The 20,911-nt window shown below is 43.8% G+C and carries 12 protein-coding genes; 5 read left to right on the plus strand and 7 right to left on the minus strand.

Translation table 11 applies throughout. The features are described from left to right. The first annotated feature begins 722 nt into the window (after nucleotides 1–722). Nucleotides 723–6,584 (plus strand): bacterial Ig-like domain-containing protein, encoded by a 5,862-nt coding sequence (locus tag MHI51_RS18050; protein WP_405173148.1) that lies wholly within the window; start codon nucleotides 723–725, stop codon nucleotides 6,582–6,584. A gap of 74 nt (nucleotides 6,585–6,658) precedes the next feature. Here the strand turns inward: MHI51_RS18050 and MHI51_RS18055 are convergent, their stop codons facing one another. Continuing rightward, nucleotides 6,659–7,438 (minus strand): helix-turn-helix domain-containing protein, encoded by a 780-nt coding sequence (locus MHI51_RS18055; RefSeq protein ID WP_076218689.1) that lies wholly within the window; start codon nucleotides 7,436–7,438, stop codon nucleotides 6,659–6,661. A gap of 120 nt (nucleotides 7,439–7,558) precedes the next feature. Here MHI51_RS18055 and MHI51_RS18060 point away from each other — a divergent pair, with 120 nt between their 5' ends. Continuing rightward, nucleotides 7,559–9,475: a right-handed parallel beta-helix repeat-containing protein gene (locus MHI51_RS18060; RefSeq protein WP_405173149.1), complete on the plus strand. Its 1,917-nt coding sequence runs from the start codon at nucleotides 7,559–7,561 to the stop codon at nucleotides 9,473–9,475. Between the two features lie 247 nt (nucleotides 9,476–9,722). Here the strand turns inward: MHI51_RS18060 and MHI51_RS18065 are convergent, their stop codons facing one another. Together MHI51_RS18065 and MHI51_RS18070 are read right to left on the minus strand one after the other, a co-directional pair. Then, nucleotides 9,723–10,889 carry a hypothetical protein gene (locus MHI51_RS18065; RefSeq protein WP_405173150.1) on the minus strand — a complete coding sequence of 389 codons (1,167 nt, stop codon included), beginning with the start codon at nucleotides 10,887–10,889 and terminating at the stop codon, nucleotides 9,723–9,725. Beyond that, nucleotides 10,886–11,410, minus strand: a complete 525-nt coding sequence (locus MHI51_RS18070; RefSeq protein ID WP_081398195.1) for an RNA polymerase sigma factor — start codon at nucleotides 11,408–11,410, stop codon at nucleotides 10,886–10,888. Before MHI51_RS18070 ends, MHI51_RS18065 begins: the two co-directional genes overlap by 4 nt. Nucleotides 11,411–11,583: 173 nt before the next feature. Here MHI51_RS18070 and MHI51_RS18075 point away from each other — a divergent pair, with 173 nt between their 5' ends. Both MHI51_RS18075 and MHI51_RS18080 read left to right on the plus strand, forming a co-directional pair. Beyond that, nucleotides 11,584–12,414 (plus strand): MerR family transcriptional regulator, encoded by an 831-nt coding sequence (locus tag MHI51_RS18075; RefSeq protein ID WP_076218685.1) that lies wholly within the window; start codon nucleotides 11,584–11,586, stop codon nucleotides 12,412–12,414. A gap of 13 nt (nucleotides 12,415–12,427) precedes the next feature. Next, a complete protein-coding gene (locus tag MHI51_RS18080) occupies nucleotides 12,428–13,453 on the plus strand; it encodes a serine hydrolase domain-containing protein (RefSeq protein WP_405173151.1) in 1,026 nt (341 codons plus the stop codon). Nucleotides 13,454–13,537: 84 nt separating this feature from the next. On the opposite strand, the gene MHI51_RS18085 is transcribed toward MHI51_RS18080, so the two are convergent. Together MHI51_RS18085 and MHI51_RS18090 are read right to left on the minus strand one after the other, a co-directional pair. After that, entirely contained in the window at nucleotides 13,538–13,927 is a 390-nt protein-coding gene (locus MHI51_RS18085; protein ID WP_076133856.1) for a hypothetical protein, read from the minus strand. Between the two features lie 131 nt (nucleotides 13,928–14,058). Continuing rightward, nucleotides 14,059–15,804: a beta-galactosidase family protein gene (locus MHI51_RS18090; protein WP_076194919.1), complete on the minus strand. Its 1,746-nt coding sequence runs from the start codon at nucleotides 15,802–15,804 to the stop codon at nucleotides 14,059–14,061. Nucleotides 15,805–15,958: 154 nt separating this feature from the next. Here MHI51_RS18090 and MHI51_RS18095 point away from each other — a divergent pair, with 154 nt between their 5' ends. Next, nucleotides 15,959–17,413: a sulfatase gene (locus MHI51_RS18095; RefSeq protein ID WP_076129722.1), complete on the plus strand. Its 1,455-nt coding sequence runs from the start codon at nucleotides 15,959–15,961 to the stop codon at nucleotides 17,411–17,413. An 81-nt stretch (nucleotides 17,414–17,494) separates the two neighbouring features. Here the strand turns inward: MHI51_RS18095 and MHI51_RS18100 are convergent, their stop codons facing one another. Further along, nucleotides 17,495–18,994 carry an arylsulfatase gene (locus MHI51_RS18100; protein ID WP_405173152.1) on the minus strand — a complete coding sequence of 500 codons (1,500 nt, stop codon included), beginning with the start codon at nucleotides 18,992–18,994 and terminating at the stop codon, nucleotides 17,495–17,497. A 15-nt stretch (nucleotides 18,995–19,009) separates the two neighbouring features. Next, nucleotides 19,010–20,905, minus strand: a complete 1,896-nt coding sequence (locus MHI51_RS18105) for a family 20 glycosylhydrolase (RefSeq protein ID WP_342409879.1) — start codon at nucleotides 20,903–20,905, stop codon at nucleotides 19,010–19,012. Between the last annotated feature and the right edge of the window lie 6 nt (nucleotides 20,906–20,911).

The raw sequence follows: 20,911 nt of genomic DNA on the forward strand, positions 1-20,911 counted from the left end.
ATCTCCCCAGAATCTACGCATTTTACAGAACATCTACGACTATCACCAATGCACTCCCTACGTTCGGACTGTATAGTCCTTATTTGCTGAATTTCCTCGTTTTCGCCACGCTATCGGACTCAGTTGTAGCTATTTACTCAAAAACACTGCTCTGATCCACTTTTTCTGCTCATTAAGAGCTATGCAGTCCGAAACTCAGGGAAAATGAGCGAATTAGCTGAAATAGCTGCGTTACGGTCCGTAACTCCAATCGCGGGCATAATTTTTGCTCAAACGGTCGCGGACTTCCACTGCGAACGTACTTATCGGCAGCTTAGGTTCACTAACGACAACCGAGTATGTAATTTTTGCTCAAACGGTCGCGGACTTCCACTGCGAACGTACTTATCGGCAGCTTAGGTTCACTAACGACAACCGAGTATGTAATTTTGACTCAAACGATCGCGGACTTCCACTGCGAGCATACTTACCGGCAATTTCGGCGCCCGTAACCACCACGCCAGCGTACTAACCACCAGCAACAGGCTCCGAAAACTCAACGTAAGTAGCAGAAGCAAAGGCATAAACCGGGTGTCATTAACTCAGATTATCCCTCTCCTGCTGCATAAACAGCGTTATATGGCGTATTGATTATAGCTGTACGCTTTAGTGATAACGTATAATTTCGGATGATCAAGCTTAGCTTTGGTCAAAATCGATCATATAAGGAGAGGTTTTAATCATTGAGAAAACAACAACGTTTGTTAGCCATGCTCGTAACCTTCCTGCTTTTGTGTTCCTCTTTTCCGTTATCGATGTTTGCAGAGGAAGCACCTGATCCTTATGAAGGAATGATTAACATTCAAAGTGAATGGCAAGGCAGCGTATTTGGTGATGTTGGGGGGCAAGACAAGATTACTGCGGCCAACTTTGGCATTACGGAGAACACGGATGGATCAGCAACACTGCGAAGCTCGAACGATAGAGGTAAAGTATCGGGCAGCACAGAAGGTATCGCTTATTACTTTAAAGAAGTTGATCCAAGTGTTAATTTTGAATTGAAGGCAACGGCTCACGTGGATGCTTGGACAGCCAATAACCAAGTTTCCTTCGGAATAATGCTGCGCGGCAATGTGTGGGATAACCAATTCGGAGCCTACTCTGGAGATTATGTCGCCGTGGGTGCTTTGGATCAAGAAATGAAAGCGTTTCACAAATTGCAAAATACAAGCCTACAGAAACTTGGGTACGTGTTTGATAACGCTAATCGCCCTGCCCAAGGAGAGAATTACGAATTAAGCATCAAAAAGACCGGAAATCTGTATATTGTCCGCATCGGCAATGAAACCAAAACGATCGAAAGCTTTGACGGCTCCATTCAATATGCGGGCCTTTATACCGCTAGAAATACTACGGTTACGTTCCGAAACATTCAATTCAGTCAAGAAGGCCAAATCGAGCTAGGACCTTGGGGCTTCAGCGCCTTCGGAGGCAATACTAGTCCAGCTAAGAACCCCGAACCTATAATTGAAAGTCCAACCTCTGTAACGATAACGACTTACGGCGGCAAAATCTCCAGCAGCGATGAGGGATTATCTTTTTATTCGAAAGAGATTCCTGTGGATGCGAACTTTGAACTGAAAGCGACCGCTTCAGTGATTGCTTTTAATAGCAATAGCACTGTCAGCACACCTAACCAGAAATCCTTCGGTCTTATGCTCCGCGACAGTGTTGGAACAAACGGAGATGCAAGCACAACCACTTCTAACTACGCGGCGGTGGGTGCTTTGGATCAGGTAATGAAAGGTTTTTATAAAAAAGACACCCAAGTGAAGTTAAATCCTTTTAGCGATATCCAGGCCCCGTCCGCAGGAGCTGTATATTCGCTAAGTATTAAAAAATCAGGAGATACTTATCGATTAAGTGTGGGTGATCAGACCGAAATCATAACTCTGGACGATACGTTCACTGATACTCTTTTTGCCGGAATCTATGTAGCTAGAGATGCAACTGTTACTTTCAGTGACATAGACATCCAGCTCGAATCAAAAATCGTAACCAGCTTAACCGCTGATACGAGCGCAATGACGAAAACCACTTATCTGGTTGGTGAACCCCTTGATTTGACTGGATTAGTCGTTAAGGCTATTTTTTCTGATGAGAGTGAAGCAGTTTTGTCTTCTACGGATTATATTGTTACAGGCTTTGATAGCAGCAAGGTTGGAGAAAATATCATAACCATTAACTACAACGGTGCTTTCGTGAGCATTCCTTTGCAAATCGTTCCATTAACTATGACCTCATTATCAGTGAAGTATTATCCAGCTAAAACCGTATATTACCCAGGGGATACCTTCGATCCAGAAGGTCTTGTTCTTGTTGCCAATTATAACGACGGCTTCCTGACCAAAGAGCTGACCAGTGATCTTTATTCCCTCTCCATTAACGGACAACCGGTCAGTGATTTGTTACCGTATCTATTTACGCAATCAGGCTCCACAGCGGTATCCGTTACTACAACAGAGGCGCCGGCAATCACAACGACCTTTAATGTGGAAGTAAAAGCAGCGACGTTATCCGCTTTAGAAATTCGAAATGAACCTAAACAAACACTCTACTATATCGGTGACTCCCTCAAACTAGAAGGACTTGTGGTTTATGCTCATTACAGTGATGGTACACAGATTCGGCTGTTGAACAATGAATACAAGGTCTCTCCTCTCGACACCACGACATCTGGGGATAAAAAAATCACAATTACGCATAAAGGCTTAACAACCTCTTTTCAAGTTAAGGTCAACGTTAAAAAACTACTTGGCATCGAAGTCACCAGCTATCCTAAAACTACCTTTTTTATTAACGAAAACTTTGACAGCAAAGATCTCTTCGTATCCAAAGTGTATGATAATTCAGATAGAGAGAAGCTAAACAGCTATACGCTCGACACTTCCAAGTTCAACAATCAGGCAGCTGGAGTGTATGAAATTGGCATACTCCCTACCGATTCTTCTATTATGCCCATTACGTATTCCGTTACAGTAAAAGAAAAGATGGATCCCGTTTGGAAAAGCATTCAATTCGGTCAGTCCACTTCAGCTACTAACAATCAGACGATTGTCAACGAGGATGGATCCGCCCAACTGATCGCTTTGGAAGGCGGCGGTAAAGTCACCGAAGATCATGACGGCATTACCTTCTATTACACCGAGCTAGATGCTGCGGAAGATAATTTCGTGCTGTCTGCGGATATCCAAGTGTTGGCTTTTGCAAAAAATCCATATGACGGGCAAGAATCTTTTGGCATTATGGCACGTGACGTCATCGGCACACAAGGAAATTCTAGCGTCTTTGCATCCAATATAGCTGCCATCGGTGGTTATAGCGGCGGGACGAAAAGCGATCTGGGCACACAGCTTTTTGTCCGTACGGGAGTTGAAAAAACGGATGGGACTGGCAGTAAAGGGATTCAAACCATCATGCTTCAAAAAGAACGTCCTGCACCTGCCAATACTGTTCCAGCAGCACCTTACCATTTAACCTTAGCAAAGACGAATAGTGGTTTTACAGGACAGCTCAATAATGGCCAGCAAGCTATTCATTTCACACCAGACATTCTAAGCGTACAGGATTCAAAAATGTATGTCGGATTCTATGCTGCTCGTTTAGCCACAATTAATGTAAGCAATATTCAATTAACAGTCACTTCAGCAGCTACAGATTCTCCTAAAATAGAACCACCTGCGACTCCCGTCACACCTAGCTTAAATATACTTTCACTAAGTAAAACCTCAGATCCAGCTTACCAAATGATTGTGCGCTCTAATGTCAACGGAACGGTGACGTTGAAGCAAGGTTCTACGATCATCGCTCAGGATATCGAGGCAATAGCTGGTAAACGTCTTTCTATTCCCACGAGACTTCTTGATCAAGGAGATACGAACTTCAGCATTACTTTTTTACCAGATGATACTCAGTATTTGACCTCTTATGAGAAGATCATCAGCAACTTTACCGTCACCCTAAAAAGTTATAACGAAGATGATGAGATCTACGTATCCCCCACCGGATCAAGCTCCGGAGATGGAACAATCAATCTCCCACTTGATATCGATACTGCGATTGATTTCGTTAAACCAGGTCAGCATATTATTGTGCTTGAGGGTCGTTATGTGCGGAAATCACCACTTGAGATTAAAAAGTACAATGATGGCAAAGCCTCCGCCAAAAAGTATATAGAAGCAGCACCAGGAGCAAGACCTATCTTTGATTTTGACAAAAAAACAGAAGGCGTTCTCTTGAGCGGAAACTATTGGCATGTGAAAGGACTTGATTTCACTCGCTCAGCTGGGAATACCAAGGGCTTTACGGTGGGAGGCAATTATAACATCGTTGAAAATAGCCGTTTCTATGCGAATGGTGACACTGGTCTACAAATCAGCCGAACTGATGGTACCGCGATAGAAATCAATGAATGGCCTTCCTACAACTTAATTCTCAACAGTACCTCCTTCGACAACCGTGATCCATCTGACAATAATGCCGATGGCTTTGCGGCAAAATTGACTGCGGGTGTTGGTAATATTTTTAGAGGTTGTCTGGCGCATAACAATATCGACGATGGCTGGGACTTATATACGAAAGCAGGCTCAGGTGCAATAGGTTCAGTGCTGATTGAGCACAGCGCCGCCTTCAACAATGGGTTCTTAACAGACGGAACCGTAGGTGCCGGTGATAAAAATGGCTTCAAGCTTGGTGGCGAAGGCATTCATGTCACACATACCATCCGCGATTCCATCGCCTTTGGTAATGGCGCTTATGGTTTTACAAGCAATAGTAATCCAGGTGTGATCGCCATCAACAACATCGGATTTAACAATACGCGTGGTAATATAAGCTTCACCACTTATGATCACATTACTGCAGACTTTACGATTGACGGTTTCTTATCTTACCGAACTGCCAACATTGCAAAAGACCAATATCCAGCTTCTTTAGCTGCGGACAATAATTTCATGTTTGACGGTACGCGATCGGCGAATAAATCAGGTTTAGAACTGAGTGATTCTAACTTTGTCAGCTTAAATCCTGTAGTCAATTACTCTCGGGATACTGACGGGAATATAATCTGGGGCGATTTCTTGAAGTTCATTCCTTTGGATGGGCCGGAACCAAGTCCGACGGCTTCTCCGAGTCCAACGGCTTCTCCAAGTCCGACGGCTTCTCCGAGTCCGACGGCTTCTCCAAGTCCGACGGCTTCTCCGAGTCCGACTGTTTCTCCGAGCCCAACGGCTTCTCCAAGTCCGACGGCCTCACCGAGTCCGACTGTTTCTCCGAGTCCGACCGCTTCTCCAAGTCCGACGGCTGCCGTGAGTGCAGGCAGTTCCGGAACATCGGTTGGAGATTCGGCCACTACTATACTCCATTTGGACGGTAGCGTAAGGATTGAGATACCTACTACTATGAATGGAGAAAAAGCTAGCGCAATATTGACTGAATCTTCCTTACAAAAGATTATGGCTTTAGCCAAACCTAATTCCGCAGGCCACAAAATCCTAAGAATTCAGCTCGCAGAGGAACAATCGTCAAATGTTGGCTCATTTGAAGTCACTCTCCCTGCCGCAGCATTTCTTGTTGGAGCATCCACATTGCAGCTGGAGATCAATACATCACTAGCTACCTTTGTACTTCCGGATAATCTATTCCCGGCGAAGACACTGGACAATGTGAAGACGGTTACCTTGCTCCTCAAGCCTGTCGATACAACAGGAAGTTTAAAGAAGCAATTGGGTGAAGGTTTGCTTATTGATTACGAGTTACTTTTAGATGGTACAACAGTTCAATTAGAGAGTTTAAATTCGGCCATACAAATTGGGCTTCCTTATCCAGCTGCTGTAGTTCCATTGAACAACGCCTTTATTGTAGTGTGGAACGTCAATGAGCACGGAGTCATCCAACCGGTAGTAGGCGGGAATTATGATTCAGATAAGAAGCAAGCTATTTTCTCAACAACAAATTCTTCTGGACAATACGCCGCCGTTTACAATCACAAAACGTTCAGGGACATAACTGATTCTCATTGGTCGAAGTTTATTGTAGAAGTACTAACATCAAAAGGTGTCATTAATGGTGTAACAGAAACAGAGTTTAGGCCCGACCAGACTGTTACACGTGCAGATTTCGCCCTTTTATTAGTTAGAGCTTTAGGTCTATCTGCAGCAGAAGGAAATAGCTTTGCTGATGTGTCACCTAACGATTATTTTTATGAGGGACTTATGACAGCTCAGAAATTAGGGGTAGTTACGGGCCAAACCGACGGCCTTTACCACCCTCATGACTCCATCTCCAGACAAGAAATGTTTGTTATGGCAGCTAGGGCATTGAAGGCTGCTGAGGTATGGGAATCGAATACGACCGCTTCCTCCCCCTCTGCATTAGACAGCTACACTGACCATAATCAAATTTCTAATTATGCGGCAAATGATATTGCAACGCTGGTATCAGCAGGTCTCATTAAAGGAGACTCTCAGCAGCAGCTTACACCAACTGCCCATTCCACACGTGCCGAAGCCGCCATGCTGATTTACAGAATTATGATGCAAAAATAAAAAAAGAACTCCAAGACCACTATACTCGTGGTTTTGGAGTTCTTTTTATCCTCTTCCTTCCCCCCTTAAGTCTTCTAGTTCATTTCCTTATCAGGCGGATTGGAAACCCGATACCCTTTCGGCGATTGATGGGTAATTTTCTGGAAATTCCGATGAAATGACCGTAAGTTACTATAGCCGCAAAGGTTGGCAACTTCACCAATAGTCAGATTCGAGTTTTTTAATATATAACATGCTTGTGAGATCCGATAGTGATTCAAGTAATCTGTGAAGGGCATTTTCATCAGCTGGACAAATAGCTTTGATAAATACGGGTAATCATATTGCAGATGTTTTGCTACAGCTTTTAATGTGCAATCGGCAGAATAATTTTGTTCTACAAAAAGCAGGATTTTATAGAGCACCTTTGTTTGCGGGGACTGTTTGACCGGAGCAAATGATGTCTGACAGATCAACTGCGCACATACACCATACAGGAAACTTTTCTGGCTATAAATCGAATCCAGCTTTGTACAATCAGGTTCATTCACAGCATGGAGAACATTATCATTTGGTATAAAGCTTTTATAATTCATGTGAAAATCACCTATCAATTCTGTGGAGAAGAGGATTACCATAATCTCCGAAAAATCAATCGTCTCAAATTCATGCATCTGATTAGGAAAAATAAAAACCAGATCATTTTTCTGTACCTGATAGCTTTTCCCATCAATGGAGATAGATAACTGCCCGTCGTTGACATAAATAATCTCAAATGCCCGATGAAAATGAAGTGGAAAATGATAGTTTTTCAATGGAATGAGTTTAAAGTAATCTTTTTCGCTGACACCATGTTTTTCAAAAAAGGGCCACAAGTAGATTCTCCTTCACGAAAACACTAATTTTGTCTTAAAGTGTACTATATAAAGTATAGAACTAACAACGTTATTTCCTATAATATTGGATAAAGTCAACCAAGCGGAGGTTATAGGACAATGGAATATCACGTATCAAAAACTGGTTCAGATCAAGGTCAAGGCACTCAACATAATCCCTTTTTAACCATCAATAAAGCAGCTTCAGTAGCTGTGGCTGGGGATAAGGTTATCGTTCATGAAGGGATATATCGTGAGTGGGTAAAACCAAGATACAAAGGATTAAGCGATCAAAGAAGAATTATTTATCAAGCCGCTGAAGACGAGCAGGTTGTCATAAAAGGCTCTGAGCATATACAAGATTGGCAGCAGGTTGAGAACCAAATATGGAAAGTGATCTTGCCGAACACGTTTTTTGGCAGCTTTAATCCGTATGTTGAGGAAGTGTCTGGCGATTGGCTCGTCACTATAGAGGAGACAAGACACTTAGGCGATGTATATCTAAATGGCATGTCTTTTTATGAGGTCAGTCAGTATGATCAACTGGCAGCTCCTGTCGAAAAGCTGGAGTTCAAGGATCTCTGGACACAAGAGATGGTTCCGGTCCAAAATCCAAAACAGACGACCTACGTTTGGTTTGCCGAAGTAAGCCCTGACCACACCACGATTTACGCTAATTTCCAAGGTGCCAACCCGAACAAAGAACTGGTAGAAATCAATGTACGCAGATCTTGTTTCTACCCTGAAGAAACCGGAATTGATTATATTACTGTAACAGGTTTTGAAATGGCGCATGCGGCAACACCTTGGGCACCTCCAACGGCAGACCAGCCCGGACTGCTGGGCACTAACTGGAGCAAAGGCTGGATTATTGAAAATAATATCATTCACGATGCCAAATGCAGCGCTATCAGTATCGGCAAAGAAGCTTCCACAGGCCATAATTACCGCACCCTTCGAAAAGACAAACCCGGATATCAATATCAGCTTGAATCCGTCTTTACTGCTGAGCGTCAGGGCTGGAGCAAAGAATCGATCGGTTCACATCTTATCCGCCATAATACCATTTATGATTGCGGCCAAAATGCCATCGTCGGCCACTTAGGTTGTATTTTCAGCGAAATTCATCATAACCATATTTACAACATTGCGACAAAACGGGAATTCTGGGGCCACGAAATTGCCGGGATCAAGCTTCACGCACCGATCGATACTCACATCCACCATAACCGGATTCACGATTGTACTTTAGGTTTATGGCTGGATTGGCAGACCCAAGGGACAAGAATCAGCAAAAATCTGTTCTATCAAAATCATCGGGATTTGTTTATAGAAGTAAGCCATGGCCCTTACATTGTTGACCATAATATCTTGACAGCTAAACATGCTTTAGAGAATGTAGCCCAAGGTGGAGCCTATATCAACAATCTGATCGGCGGCAGGATGGTTCATCGAAAGGTACTAAACCGGTCCACGCAATATCATCTTCCGCATAGTACAAAAATTGCCGGTTTCTCACTTATTTATGGTGGGGACGATCGGTTCTATAACAATATCATTGTTGGAAAAGACGGATGGACAGGCGTGGGAACATCACATTTCAATAACTACACCACCTCTTTGGCGGAGTATATCGAGAATGTCCATAATTTACACGGTGATCTTGAGGAGTTTGAACTCGTTGAACAGCCTATGTTCATTAATAACAACGCTTACTTAAACAGTGCAGAGCCTTTCGAAAAAGAGAATGTAAAGCTGGTTGAAGAAAGCTTTGATCCAGACTTCTTTATTGTAGATCAAGGAGATGAGGGATTCCTTTCCATTGATCTGCCTGATAGCTTCGTTAACTTCTTAGGTGAAGTACATTCAACTGAAACTTTGCCGCGGGTGCGCATCGTGGATGCCGAGTTTGAGAATCCGGATGGCAGCAATATAATTCTGGATACAGATTTTCTGGATAAAAAGAAAGAGAATAAAAGCACTTTGGGACCTCTTACACTTTTGAATAAGGGCAAAAATTATATTAAAGTGTGGTGATCGGTAAAGCAGGTGGCTAGTCCACCTGCTTTTTTCATTGCAATCATTGAGTCTGCTACTTATTGGCCTTAATCTTTTGAATAGATACTTCGTTTTGTTCTATTATGATTTGATATTCAACAATCTCTCCTGCTTTAAATTCTTCGTTAAATTCTTTACTGACCGATCAAAGAATTGATCTGAAGGTCATGGACGATAAATAAAACGAATATAGATAAGTCTTGTGAAAAGTTATCTGAATGATACTCTAATTCAAAATAATAATCCTGCCCGTGATTACACCCTTTTCATCTCTGGAAAATTGAAGTGCCCTAGTTTCTTTATCGTCCGCACTGAAGCTTACGGAATCCGAGTAACCGATTTGCCCTTCCTCAAACATATTTTGGACAAAAAGCTTAACACTCCAGTTATCGTATTCATAATTGAAAGCCCCTTGTTCATCAACACGCACTTCCTTTACAGATTCAGGAATAATCGTGCCGGTGGAGATTTTTTTCTTCATATCCTCTATTTTTTTAATTAGTTCCTTCTCATCATCATCAATAGAGGCAGCTGCATCTATTGAAACCGCTGAATCAATTTTGCTGGCGGCAGAGGGTTCTTTCAACAGCTCCTGTAAATAGCTCTCAGCTTTGACAGGGTCAGCTTTGGTTGGGTCCAGCGGAAGTTCAAATAGAATAGCGGTTCCCTTGTAATCGTTATTAGCGCTAATTTCCCCTGTACTTTCATTATAAGCAAACGCATCTTTGCTGAAAAAAGAACTACCATTACTGACAGCTAGATATACCCCTCGGTCAGCGAACATCTCCACTCCATCACATTCAATCAGCCGGTACATAATTCCATCTATAACAGCCTCGCTATAGCCACCATTCATTGTTGTGATATTAACCTGCCATGGTTTTAGTCCCTTTATAAGCGGTGACACAAAGAATGGATCCTGGCCATACTCCGGTTCACTTGTAGCAGGCATGGGGCCACCGTCTATTCTGGCGATGGATACAACGGCATAGGATCTGTTTGGGTTAATATTCTGATCAGACTTACTCAGTTCTGAAAGACCTTCCCCCGAGACTATTCCATTCAACGTCACGTTATAATCACCAGATATAACCGATTGGTTGATTTCAACAGCATCCCTGCTTTCGAATGCTTTTGCCAGCAGTAGCTGGCCCAGATGCTCAGCAACCTGCTTGGGGCTAAATAGCTGTGTAGCTGCATAAGCCGTTAAAGACATTACAAGCGTGAATATAGCAACCATTAGTCCAATCGAAACTCTTTTTTTATAGGCTGGTTTCATTGGTTTAGTCTCCTTAAACTGTTGGATGATTCTTTCGTTTAATTCCTCTGTCGGCTCTGCTGTAGAAGCTAGCGCTTGCTTTAGCAGTTGATCCAACTTTTCGGAGTTATTCATTGGGATTCAACCTCCAAAATCTTTTTCATCGCCTTGCGGGCTTGGAAAAGTCTGCTTTTAACTGTGCCCGGTGAAATCCTTAGCGCTGAAGCAATCTCATCAACGGTCATTTCTGCGGTATAGTACAGATAGAGCGGTATTTTCAGTTTCTCATTCAGCCGGTCTGCGGCAGCATGAATCATGTGCCGAAGCTCCTGGGACAGCAATGCATCCTCTGGCATAACCTCTCCATCGGAAGTACACGCCAGATCGACCGCTTCATTATAATCTGCTGTAGGTGCAATTCTTTGCCGCCATGCCCATTTTCTGCGTTTGTTTTTGCGTAATGAGATAGCAATCGAGATAAGGAACGCTTTCGGATTTTGGTTCAGGTCCATTTTATGCCGCATTTCCATAGCTTTTAAAAAAGTCTCCTGATAGAGATCGTCCGTATCCACCCTATTCCCCGCAAGCGTAAAACAAAATGCGTAAATTGCTTTGCCATGTAATTTTATTAGGTCACTCAACTCTTCAATTTCCAAGTAGGCTACTCCTTTCTGAATGGCCATTCACCTATATATTGTCGTAACCTTAGAATCGGTTCACTATTTTGCTGTTGACTTTGACCTTAGGGTAAGGTGTTAAGTAGAGCTAGAACCAAACATCGATGTTTTGGCTTGGAAGCTTAATTAAAACGAAAAAAGGAGATGACTTTTTGCTGTCGATTGGAGAATTCTCGAAGATATGCGAAGTTTCTACGAAGACGCTTCGATATTATGATGAGATCGGATTAATTCATCCCGATGAGATTAACCCTGAGAACGGTTATAGGTATTACTCCATTAAACAACTTAAAAAAATGCTTTTTATCAATCGTCTGAAAGGTTATTGTTTCTCGCTGGAAGAAATCAAAGACATTTTACAATGGGAACAGAATCATTCAGAAGAGAAGCTCTACTCAGCCCTTAATCTCAAGAAAAAAGAAATACAGGAGAAAATAAGCGCTTATGAATACACCTTACAACAAATCAATAGTGATGTTTTAAATCTGGAGAAAGGTATTCCCATGATGTCTTACCTGAATGAGATAAAAGTAGAGCTTGTTGAAACTCAGCCTATGAATATTCTTTTTACGCGTCAGATGTTGAGCAGTGATGACTATGCGTTAGGTTATGGACATTATTTTAGCAGGCTATATGAAAAAATCGCCACTGAAAAACTCACTTTGCTCGGTACGCCAATAACGATATATCACAGCCTTGAATATAATCCAGCCGGAAATGATACAGAGTTTGCCCTCCCTATAAAAGAGAGTGTAAAAGGTACAAGAGATTTGCCTGATGCTCTTTGTGCGAGATCTGTTCTTAAAGGCGCCTATTCAGAATTGACCTCGGTCTATGCTCAGCTGAGAGAATGGATAGAAAATGAAGGTTATGAATGGGTGAACTCACCTTATGAAATCTACTTAACGGACCCGACACAGGTTGCTGTGCCTGAGGATCTGGTTACCGAGGTCTATTTTCCAGTAAAGAAAAAAAATTCATAAAGGAGTACCTTTCATGCTCAAAAACAATTATCCAACTTCAGATTGGCAAATCTCAGCCCCCGCAAACTTAGGAATGGATGCTAATATGCTTTCAGAGCTAGAATCAAGGATCAAATCCGAGTATAGCAATATCAACGGGATTGTTGTGGTAAGAAATGGAACTATTGCTTATGAAAAATATTATAATGGCGCTAGCCCGAATGATACACATCATGTGGCCTCTGTAACAAAAAGTATCATATCCGCGCTCATAGGCATTGCCATAGAGGCTGGCTTTATTAACAATGCAGATCAAAAGGTACTGGAGTTTTTCCCGGACTATGTTCCAAACGCTGCTCAAGATCAGCAAAAACAAGAAATCACCTTACGCCATCTCCTTACGATGACCGCACCTTATGCTTTTGCAGATTGGCACGAACCGCTGGAGCAAATGTGTATGCAGCCTGACTGGGTAAAATATACGCTGGATATGCTAGGCCAACAAGGAACAATTGGGGGTTTCAAATATTCAACCGCTGGAGCACATCTGCTTTCTGCCATCATCACGCGCAGCACTGGACAAAGTGCCCGTGAGTTCGCCAACGAACGTTTATTTAAACCTATCGGAATGAATGAAATCCCGGATTATGAGATGAGCTCATTTGGGTTCGATGATTTGTTTGGGGTTAATGTGAAGGGGTGGGTGGAAGACCCAAATCGTATCACCACAGGAGGATGGGGACTTACGTTGTCTACACGCGATATGGCGCGTTTTGGTTTATTATATTTGAACCATGGACAATGGGAGAATAATCAGATCATTTCGGAGACATGGATTGAGGAATCAACAGCGATGAATCCTAATCATTACGGTTACTTGTGGTGGCTACGCGAAGAAGACGGGGTTTACACCTACTCAGCGTTAGGTGATGGTGGTAATGTCATTTGCTGCATTCCAGAAAAAAAACTTGTCGTAGCCATCGCCTCAGAATTCACACTTCGGCCTCGTGACCGGTGGCCTCTGATTAAGGATTGTATTATTCCGTCTGTTGTAGAGTAAAGAAGATAGAAAACATGCTGGTTGCCACTACTTCATTAACAACTAGGAGAGCAACCAGCTGTCTACACTCTAAATCATTTTGCTTCAAGGAAAAATAATATCGCCTTCGTTGCTGCTTACATCAAAAAATCCTACTTTGTGTTTTATAGCCAACTCCCGCATCGCCGTATAAGCTTCCTCAGCTACAGAATAAGCGAAAGCCGCATAGATGACGGATGAGCCAAGTGAGTAGTCAGTCAACCGGTTATCCGTTCCGGCTTCCTCCATCGCCTCAAAAATCTCGTCCTCTACATTCATATTAGGAAATTGCTCAGACAACTCACTATAAAAGCGTTGCAACGCCTCCGATAAAACTGATGGATCATTATAGGCATGGTCTTCCGACCACTGCACTTGCTGCTCATACCACTCCATAAATGCTGCTCTCTCTTGCGGCGCTTTAGACGTCTCGAATGCCATCAAATCATAGCTCATTTAAAATCCTCCTCTAACCCACCCTAATCGTGCATTTTCAGTTCCTATAAATTGTTGGGCTGTTTTGATTATATATTAAAAATCATCAGACCCATACTATAGAATCATGATACTTCCTCACCCGTTAAATATCATGTGAGCTCCGGTGTATCCACAAAAGTAACCACTGGCTCCATTACGCCATGTAGTTCGAATAAGATTAGCTCGTTATCACCTTGACGCAGAAGCGGCGCTGGTAAGTACAGTGTTTTAGTTGGACCCTTCTCCCAGTAGCGCCCTAAATTAAAGCCGTTTATAAAAACCTGACCTTTACTCCATCCATCCAGCTGCAAAAAAGTATCCTCAGGCTTACTGACTTGAAAGCTCCCCCGGTAAAAAGTGGGCTGCTGACGTTGCTCGCAATCTATCGGTGTGAATGATAATCCCTTAAGATGGGTTAAAGGCAAAGAACGAATCGTCCAATCATGCAGGAATTGATAGCCGAGTCTAACGCCACAGGTTATGCCTTTTGGATCACGAAGCAGCGGGCCATAATTTACACGCCCCATATTCTCCACAAGGATGTCGATCTGCAGTCCCTCCGTTGGAACCTCTAATGGAATTCCTCGCGGATCCCAGCGTTCAACTGTACCGACAAAGGCCCCATTCGCGAATACAAGCGCACGATCACGTACTTCTTGAAGGACGAGCTCCGTACTGCTGCGGGGTCCACTGATCTTCGTCGAATACAAAATGAACCCATAATTCTGATTCAGTTTCTCCATTGGCTCGGGACATGCTCTATGTACTGGGTGAGACAAAACGTCTAACTGAGTGAACAGTGGTGCTGCTTCTGTCATCAACACTTTACCATAAGCTTGTGACTTTATTAACGGCGGTAATTCCAGGGGCGGCAACGTTACGTATTTCTCAATTATTGTCCGAGCTGCATAGAATTTTGCAGTTGGCTTGCCGGATTCGTCCAGCAGCGTATCATAATCGTAGCTGGTTACGATGGGCTCATATTTGTCAAAAAGATTTGCCCCATTCATAAATCCAAAATTCGTCCCCCCATGGAACATATAGAAGTTAACAGAGGCTCCTAAAGCCAGCATTTCATCCAAAGTCTCCGCTACTTCAGATTCGGGGCGTGTATTATGCGGTTTCATCCAGTGGTCAAACCATCCATTCCAGAATTCCATACACATCAACGGTCCCGTAGGCTGATATTCACGTAGTTTAGCAAAGGCTTCCTTTGCCCGTGAACCGAAATTCACGGTGGCGAACACTCCGTCAATCATACCCCCTTGGAGCATATGATCTTCAGCTCCATCTGAAGTAAACAGCAGAACGTCCATGCCGCGGGCGATCATTCCTGCTTTTAGATCATTCAGGTAAGTCTTATCACTACCAAAGCTTCCATATTCGTTCTCTACCTGAAGAGCAAGCACAGGCCCACCGTTAGTGCTTAACAAAGGCCGCAGACGTGGAAGCAACTCATCGAAATAGGCATCCAACTTAGATAAATAGACGTTATCATTACAACGCAGCTGTATGTTATTGTCCGCAAGTAACCAAGCTGGCAATCCACCGAATTCCCATTCCGCACAAATATAAGGACTTGGCCGCAAAATCACGTGCAAACCAAGCTCTCCAGCAAGTCTAACGAAAGCCTCGATGTCAGCAAATCCAGCAAAATTGAAGCTCCCCTCTTCTGGTTCGTGTAAATTCCAAGGAATATAGGTTTCAACAGTATTCAATCCACAAGCCTTCAGCTTCAGCAAACGATCCTGCCAATATTCCGGAACGATCCGGAAATAATGAAGCGCACCAGAAAGCAACCGGATGGGTTGTTCGTCTAATGTAAAATGATCCCCTGATATGGATAACTTCCGCATATAATTTCTCCTCCAACATTGAGATAGACTATTTAATTATAGGTAATAAAAATATCAACCCATATGGACGATTCTAATGAAATATATGGAGAATTCATTGGTTGCTAGAGGCTTTTGTGATGCTATACACTATATTCATAGGGGGTTGTTACGGATGTCAAAAAGAACTCATATTTGGTTAATTACCACAGATCAAATGCGTGCGGACGCACTAGGTATCGAAAACGCTTCCGTACTGACACCTGAGCTTGACAAGCTTGCTTCGGAAGGCACACTCTTCACTGGTGCTTACTGCGCTAGTCCTGTTTGCACGCCTTCACGTTCTTCCATTTTTACAGGCAGGTATCCGCATGTTCACGGTGCCTGGAACATCGGTACCACTCTCAGAGAAGACGAACTTACCTTATGCGATCATTTAAAGAAAGCGGATTATAAAACCATCGGTATAGGAAAGATGCATTTCCGCCCTCAGATGAAGGGGGACTTTTCACAAGAATATGAAGAGCCTGCTTATCGTGACCGCGGAAGAGCTTCCGATGGAACGTACTACGGATTTGATGAACATCATATTACGGAAGACAATTGTATCGGGGAATATATGGAGTGGCTTAGAGAGCGCAACCCTGAAGCGGCAGAACGTTTCAGCAAGGACCGTTACAGAGCTTCTAATGCTCAAAACGATGTGTGGGAGAGCGAAATCCCTCCAGAGCTACACCAGTCATACTGGATTGCTGAACGGAGCATCGATGTGATCCTCTCTCACAAAACCGAACAACCGCTATTTTTATGGACCAGTTTCGTCGATCCACATCACCCCTTTGACCCTCCAAAAGCTTATGCGGATATGTACGCTGACACTGACATTCCATCTCCAGCCAGCGAAGCAGACGACGTGCATCTTCGTCCTCCACATCTGCTGCGTCAGAGTCAGGGAGGATATTGGCCTGGTGGCGGTGAGGAGCATTCTCTTGATGAAGCGCATATGAAACGGCTCACCCGAAATTATTATGCGATGATTACCTTCATTGACGAGCAGATCGGACGTATTATAAAAGCTTGGCGTCAAAAAGATATGTACGATGATGTAGTCATCCTCTTCACCAGCGACCACGGAGAACTGCTCGGTGACCATGGGCTGATTTACAAAGGGCCGTGGTTTTATGAAGGGTTAACACGAATCCCGATGATCGTACGCGGTCCTGGGATTGCTTCCGGGCAACGGGTCCCTGCTTTGATGGAACATGTTGATATTGTCCCCACACTGCTTGCAGCCGCAGGTCTCAAAACTCCCTACGGAATTCAAGGTGTGTCACAGATGGAGGTGCTGGCTGGAAGAGAGTCCCATGTGCGTAATTCTGCCCTAACCGCTTATATTGCTCATGATCGCGGCATTAACGCTAAGTGTTTGCGTACAACACGCTATAAGCTGGTGATCTTCGCAGGTGAGACCTACGGTGAATTGTATGATTTGAAAGAGGATCCTCATGAGAACTCCAATCGTTTTGAAGATCCCGATTATAGTGATATTCGCCATTCGATGATTGAATTGCTCGTCCATCGAATGATTCAAGATCAGGACCCTTTGCCTGAACGCCGGAGTAGCTGGTAAATCAAAATACACGCTAAACTCCTTAATCTTTCCGTAACAGACGTAGGGCAACCTGAAAGTTCAGGTTGCCCTAAGTTATGATTATTCCCCCAATTGGGATGCCTTTAGAATATGAGAAATTGGGCGTCCGGCAATCCATTCGCCGTTGTTTACAAACCCTTCCTCTCGTCCCTCCAGCTCGTGAATAAGACGCTCTCTCCATTCTTTTATGCGCTCGAATTTATCAATACAGCCTATCGCATTAATCTTCTCTGAGGGGTCTGCCGCTAAATCAAAATACTGCTCTTCCCCTGTCTGAGAATACCAAATAAATTTCTCTCTTCCATCCGTTAAGAAGTGGTGGGACTTTTCTCCATAGGCTTGTTCCCCATGAATATAAGATCGCCACAATGTCTGATCTCCCCTGCACAGCGGCAACACACTTTGCCCTTCTACTGTAAATGGTATTTGGACGCCAGCAGCTTCAAGAAATGTGGGCATAATATCGCGAAGCTCTACAATGGAATCAAGCCGGGAGCCGGCAAGAAGTGCAAGCGTTTCTCCCGGATCAAACACTATGAAAGGAATCTTAGCACTTCCTTCATAAGGAAGAGATTTCCGGAAGTAATGGTGATCCCCCATCATTTCACCATGATCAGAAGTAAATAGAATCAAAGTTTCATTTAAAACACCATACTCCTGCAGCCCATTGATCAACCTCCCAATTTGGTCGTCAAGATGCGTAATTAGCGCGTAATACGCGGCACGGGCACGATCCAATCTGCGCTTTGGCAAATTAGTGAACGAAGAAGTTGGATCCTTAGCTGCGTTTAAGGCCGCACTCTCGTCCACCCAGTCTCCGATTGGAGGATCAGGAAATTCCAAGTCCTTGTACATATCTAGATAACATTGTGGCGGATCCAAGGGGGAATGCGGGCGAACGAAGGAAGACCATAGGAAAAATGGTTTCCCAGGATCTCTTCTTCGCAAAAAGTCTAGCGACTCGGTTACGCACCAATTCGTTGGATGCATCGCTTCCGGCAAGTGCCAGGGGCGGGCAACCGTTGAGGCGTTGCAATCGAGGCCTAAGTCAGTGATATCCGAATTGGCATCAGTTTGTCTTCGCAGCCACTGCAAATAATCGTCCACTTGATCATAGTGTTCATCATGGAACGTTTGGTTCTTATCCCGATTGTAGTGAAGATATCCATCATGAAGCACCACATTATGGAATCCACATAGATTACGTGCAGGATACACATGCATCTTGCCAACACACTGCGTATGATAACCAGCTTGAGCAAGCTCTCCGGCAATCGTATGGGCGTAATTCCATTCAACCTTATCCTGATAACCAACCCGGCCATGTGATCTTTGCCCCATTCCTGTCATGATAGCAGCCCTGGCGGGAATACAACTGGGGGTAGCCGAATACGCGTGCTCAAATAAGATCCCCCTTGATGCCAGAGCGTCCAGGTTGGGTGTCTCAACGACGGGATGTCCCATAATGCTCAGACAATCAAAACGCATCTGATCTACGGTGATAAGCAGAAGGTTAGGCTGCTTTGTGCCCTTTTGATTGTCCAGATTAGTATCAATCATAACCTCACCCCCTTCTTAAACCCCAGCGATCACGGATGGTGTTGCAATCGTGTGCCATAAATTCGCACTTATCGCCCTGGGGTTGCCCTCGTCAACAAGGCCGTCGAACGTCAGAAGCTCCTCTTCTAATTCAGCAATCTGTTCCACGTTTCCTTCGACATAACGATTAATTCGATGAATCGCCGTTCTGATTCTCTGAAGCAATCCTCCCATACGAAGATCAAAGACATCAAGACCAAACACCTTATTTTCCTGCTCCCATTGCACTCGATAGTCGGCCATGAATTGTCTGGCCAAATCAGATAATTGTGGCAAAGTTACCTTGGCAAAGTGAGCCAATTCCTCTAAATCTCCACGATGATAAGCTTCGCGTATAGAAATCCCGATTTCGCTCTTTATTTCGAGCAAGCGACACAAGCTGGCTTGTACAGAGAATAAAGATTGCCAAGGCGAATTGCGAGTGATCGCCTGTTCGAGCTTTTCTGCACTTTGCTGATAATGCTTCGAATACGCGCTAGGAATAACATGTCGATCGAACAAACCACATAAAATATCTTGATAAAGCAAGTATTTAGCCGGATTGATAGAACATCCCCCCGGTGCCGAATTACCCGGAACCAAGTTGGCCGCATCGAGTGCCATAAAGTCATCATAATTGCCTTGCACGCAGCTACTGAATCTTTCTTTGACATGGTTCTCCACGAAACATCTCGTGTAGCAGAGCTCCGCCCAAAGTTGAAGGGTAGGAAGAACCGAGAAAACGGAAGCTTCAGCGCCATTATCTCCCCATGCGGTAATCAACACTTCTTGAATTCCATACTTAACACAGCTATCATGAGCCAGCAGACTGACATGACGACTGAATTCATTGTTTGGAGCGAAGCCCATCCATTTCCAAGCACCACCTGCAAATCCAATATGATCATTCAACTGCTTATGTTTGCTTAACATCCCGTCGTATTTCTCCTGCGTTTCCGAATAATAATCCCAGTAGATCAAGGTAACATCTTCAGGAATCAGCTTTACAATATCAGGGCTAATTGGACTTTCAGCATCGTAATATTCTCCGGAACTGGCCAGACGGAAAAACATGTCGCTCCACATCATCGTCTGGAAACCATATTTTCTGGCGATCTCTATAACAGTGCTAAAGTGTTTTAACATTAATGAGGTTCGATCCTGATACCCATGCTTATCCAGGTATTTACCAAGTCCCATCATATGAGCTTCGTCCATCCCGATATTTATGCGGCGACTGCTTACATGAGCCGACATAAAAGCAAACATTCGATCAATTAACTCATAAGTTCTGGGATCATCAATAAGGAGAATATCCTGGAAATCCACAAGCGGTGCATGTGCCTGCCATTTCAACGCTTGGCCGAGATGGGCCAGGGTCTGAATACAAGGAACCAGTTCTATGCCAAATAACGCGGCATACTGATCCAGCTCCCGAATTTGATCTCCTGTATATCGGCCTCGCAAATAGCCGAAATAAGGGTATCCCTCCAGTTCGTAGGTGTCTTCTGTATACAACTGAACCGTTGAATATCCCATAAGCGCTAAACGCCGGATCAATTCCTTATATCCTTCATAGTTAAGAACCGCATTTCGCGAACAGTCTACCATGAAGCCTAACTGTTCATAAACCGGCTGTTCATTAATTTCAACTCGTTCTCCACGGCGTACGTTCTCAAGAAATCGGCTGAGTGCCCGGAACAATTGATGTTCCTGTTCATACGCAATGGTGACCTGAGCCTCATCGTAAGATATTTGAATGCCCTTCCCTTGCTTCTTACAAATCACTGGTATCCCTGAGTGTTCCATTCGAATACTCAATATTCCCGCTACTTCTGAAACAGCTGCTAACTGTTTCTCGGTTAACCCTGTCAAATGAATGCTAAGGTTCATAGACTT

The organism is Paenibacillus sp. FSL H8-0260 (genome assembly GCF_045040625.1).
In the GTDB taxonomy this organism is placed as follows: Bacteria; Bacillota; Bacilli; order Paenibacillales; family Paenibacillaceae; genus Paenibacillus_AQ; species Paenibacillus_AQ odorifer.

Excerpts from the sequence above, each read along its gene's own strand:
- MHI51_RS18065 (WP_405173150.1), bottom strand. The coding sequence starts at position 10,889 with ATGAATAACTCCGAAAAGTTGGATCAACTGCTAAAGCAAGCGCTAGCT.
- MHI51_RS18080 (WP_405173151.1), top strand. The coding sequence starts at position 12,428 with ATGCTCAAAAACAATTATCCAACTTCAGATTGGCAAATCTCAGCCCCC.
- MHI51_RS18105 (WP_342409879.1), bottom strand. The coding sequence starts at position 20,905 with ATGAACCTTAGCATTCATTTGACAGGGTTAACCGAGAAACAGTTAGCA.
- MHI51_RS18095 (WP_076129722.1), top strand. The coding sequence starts at position 15,959 with ATGTCAAAAAGAACTCATATTTGGTTAATTACCACAGATCAAATGCGT.
- MHI51_RS18100 (WP_405173152.1), bottom strand. The coding sequence starts at position 18,994 with ATGATTGATACTAATCTGGACAATCAAAAGGGCACAAAGCAGCCTAAC.
- MHI51_RS18060 (WP_405173149.1), top strand. The coding sequence starts at position 7,559 with ATGGAATATCACGTATCAAAAACTGGTTCAGATCAAGGTCAAGGCACT.
- MHI51_RS18085 (WP_076133856.1), bottom strand. The coding sequence starts at position 13,927 with ATGAGCTATGATTTGATGGCATTCGAGACGTCTAAAGCGCCGCAAGAG.
- MHI51_RS18090 (WP_076194919.1), bottom strand. The coding sequence starts at position 15,804 with ATGCGGAAGTTATCCATATCAGGGGATCATTTTACATTAGACGAACAA.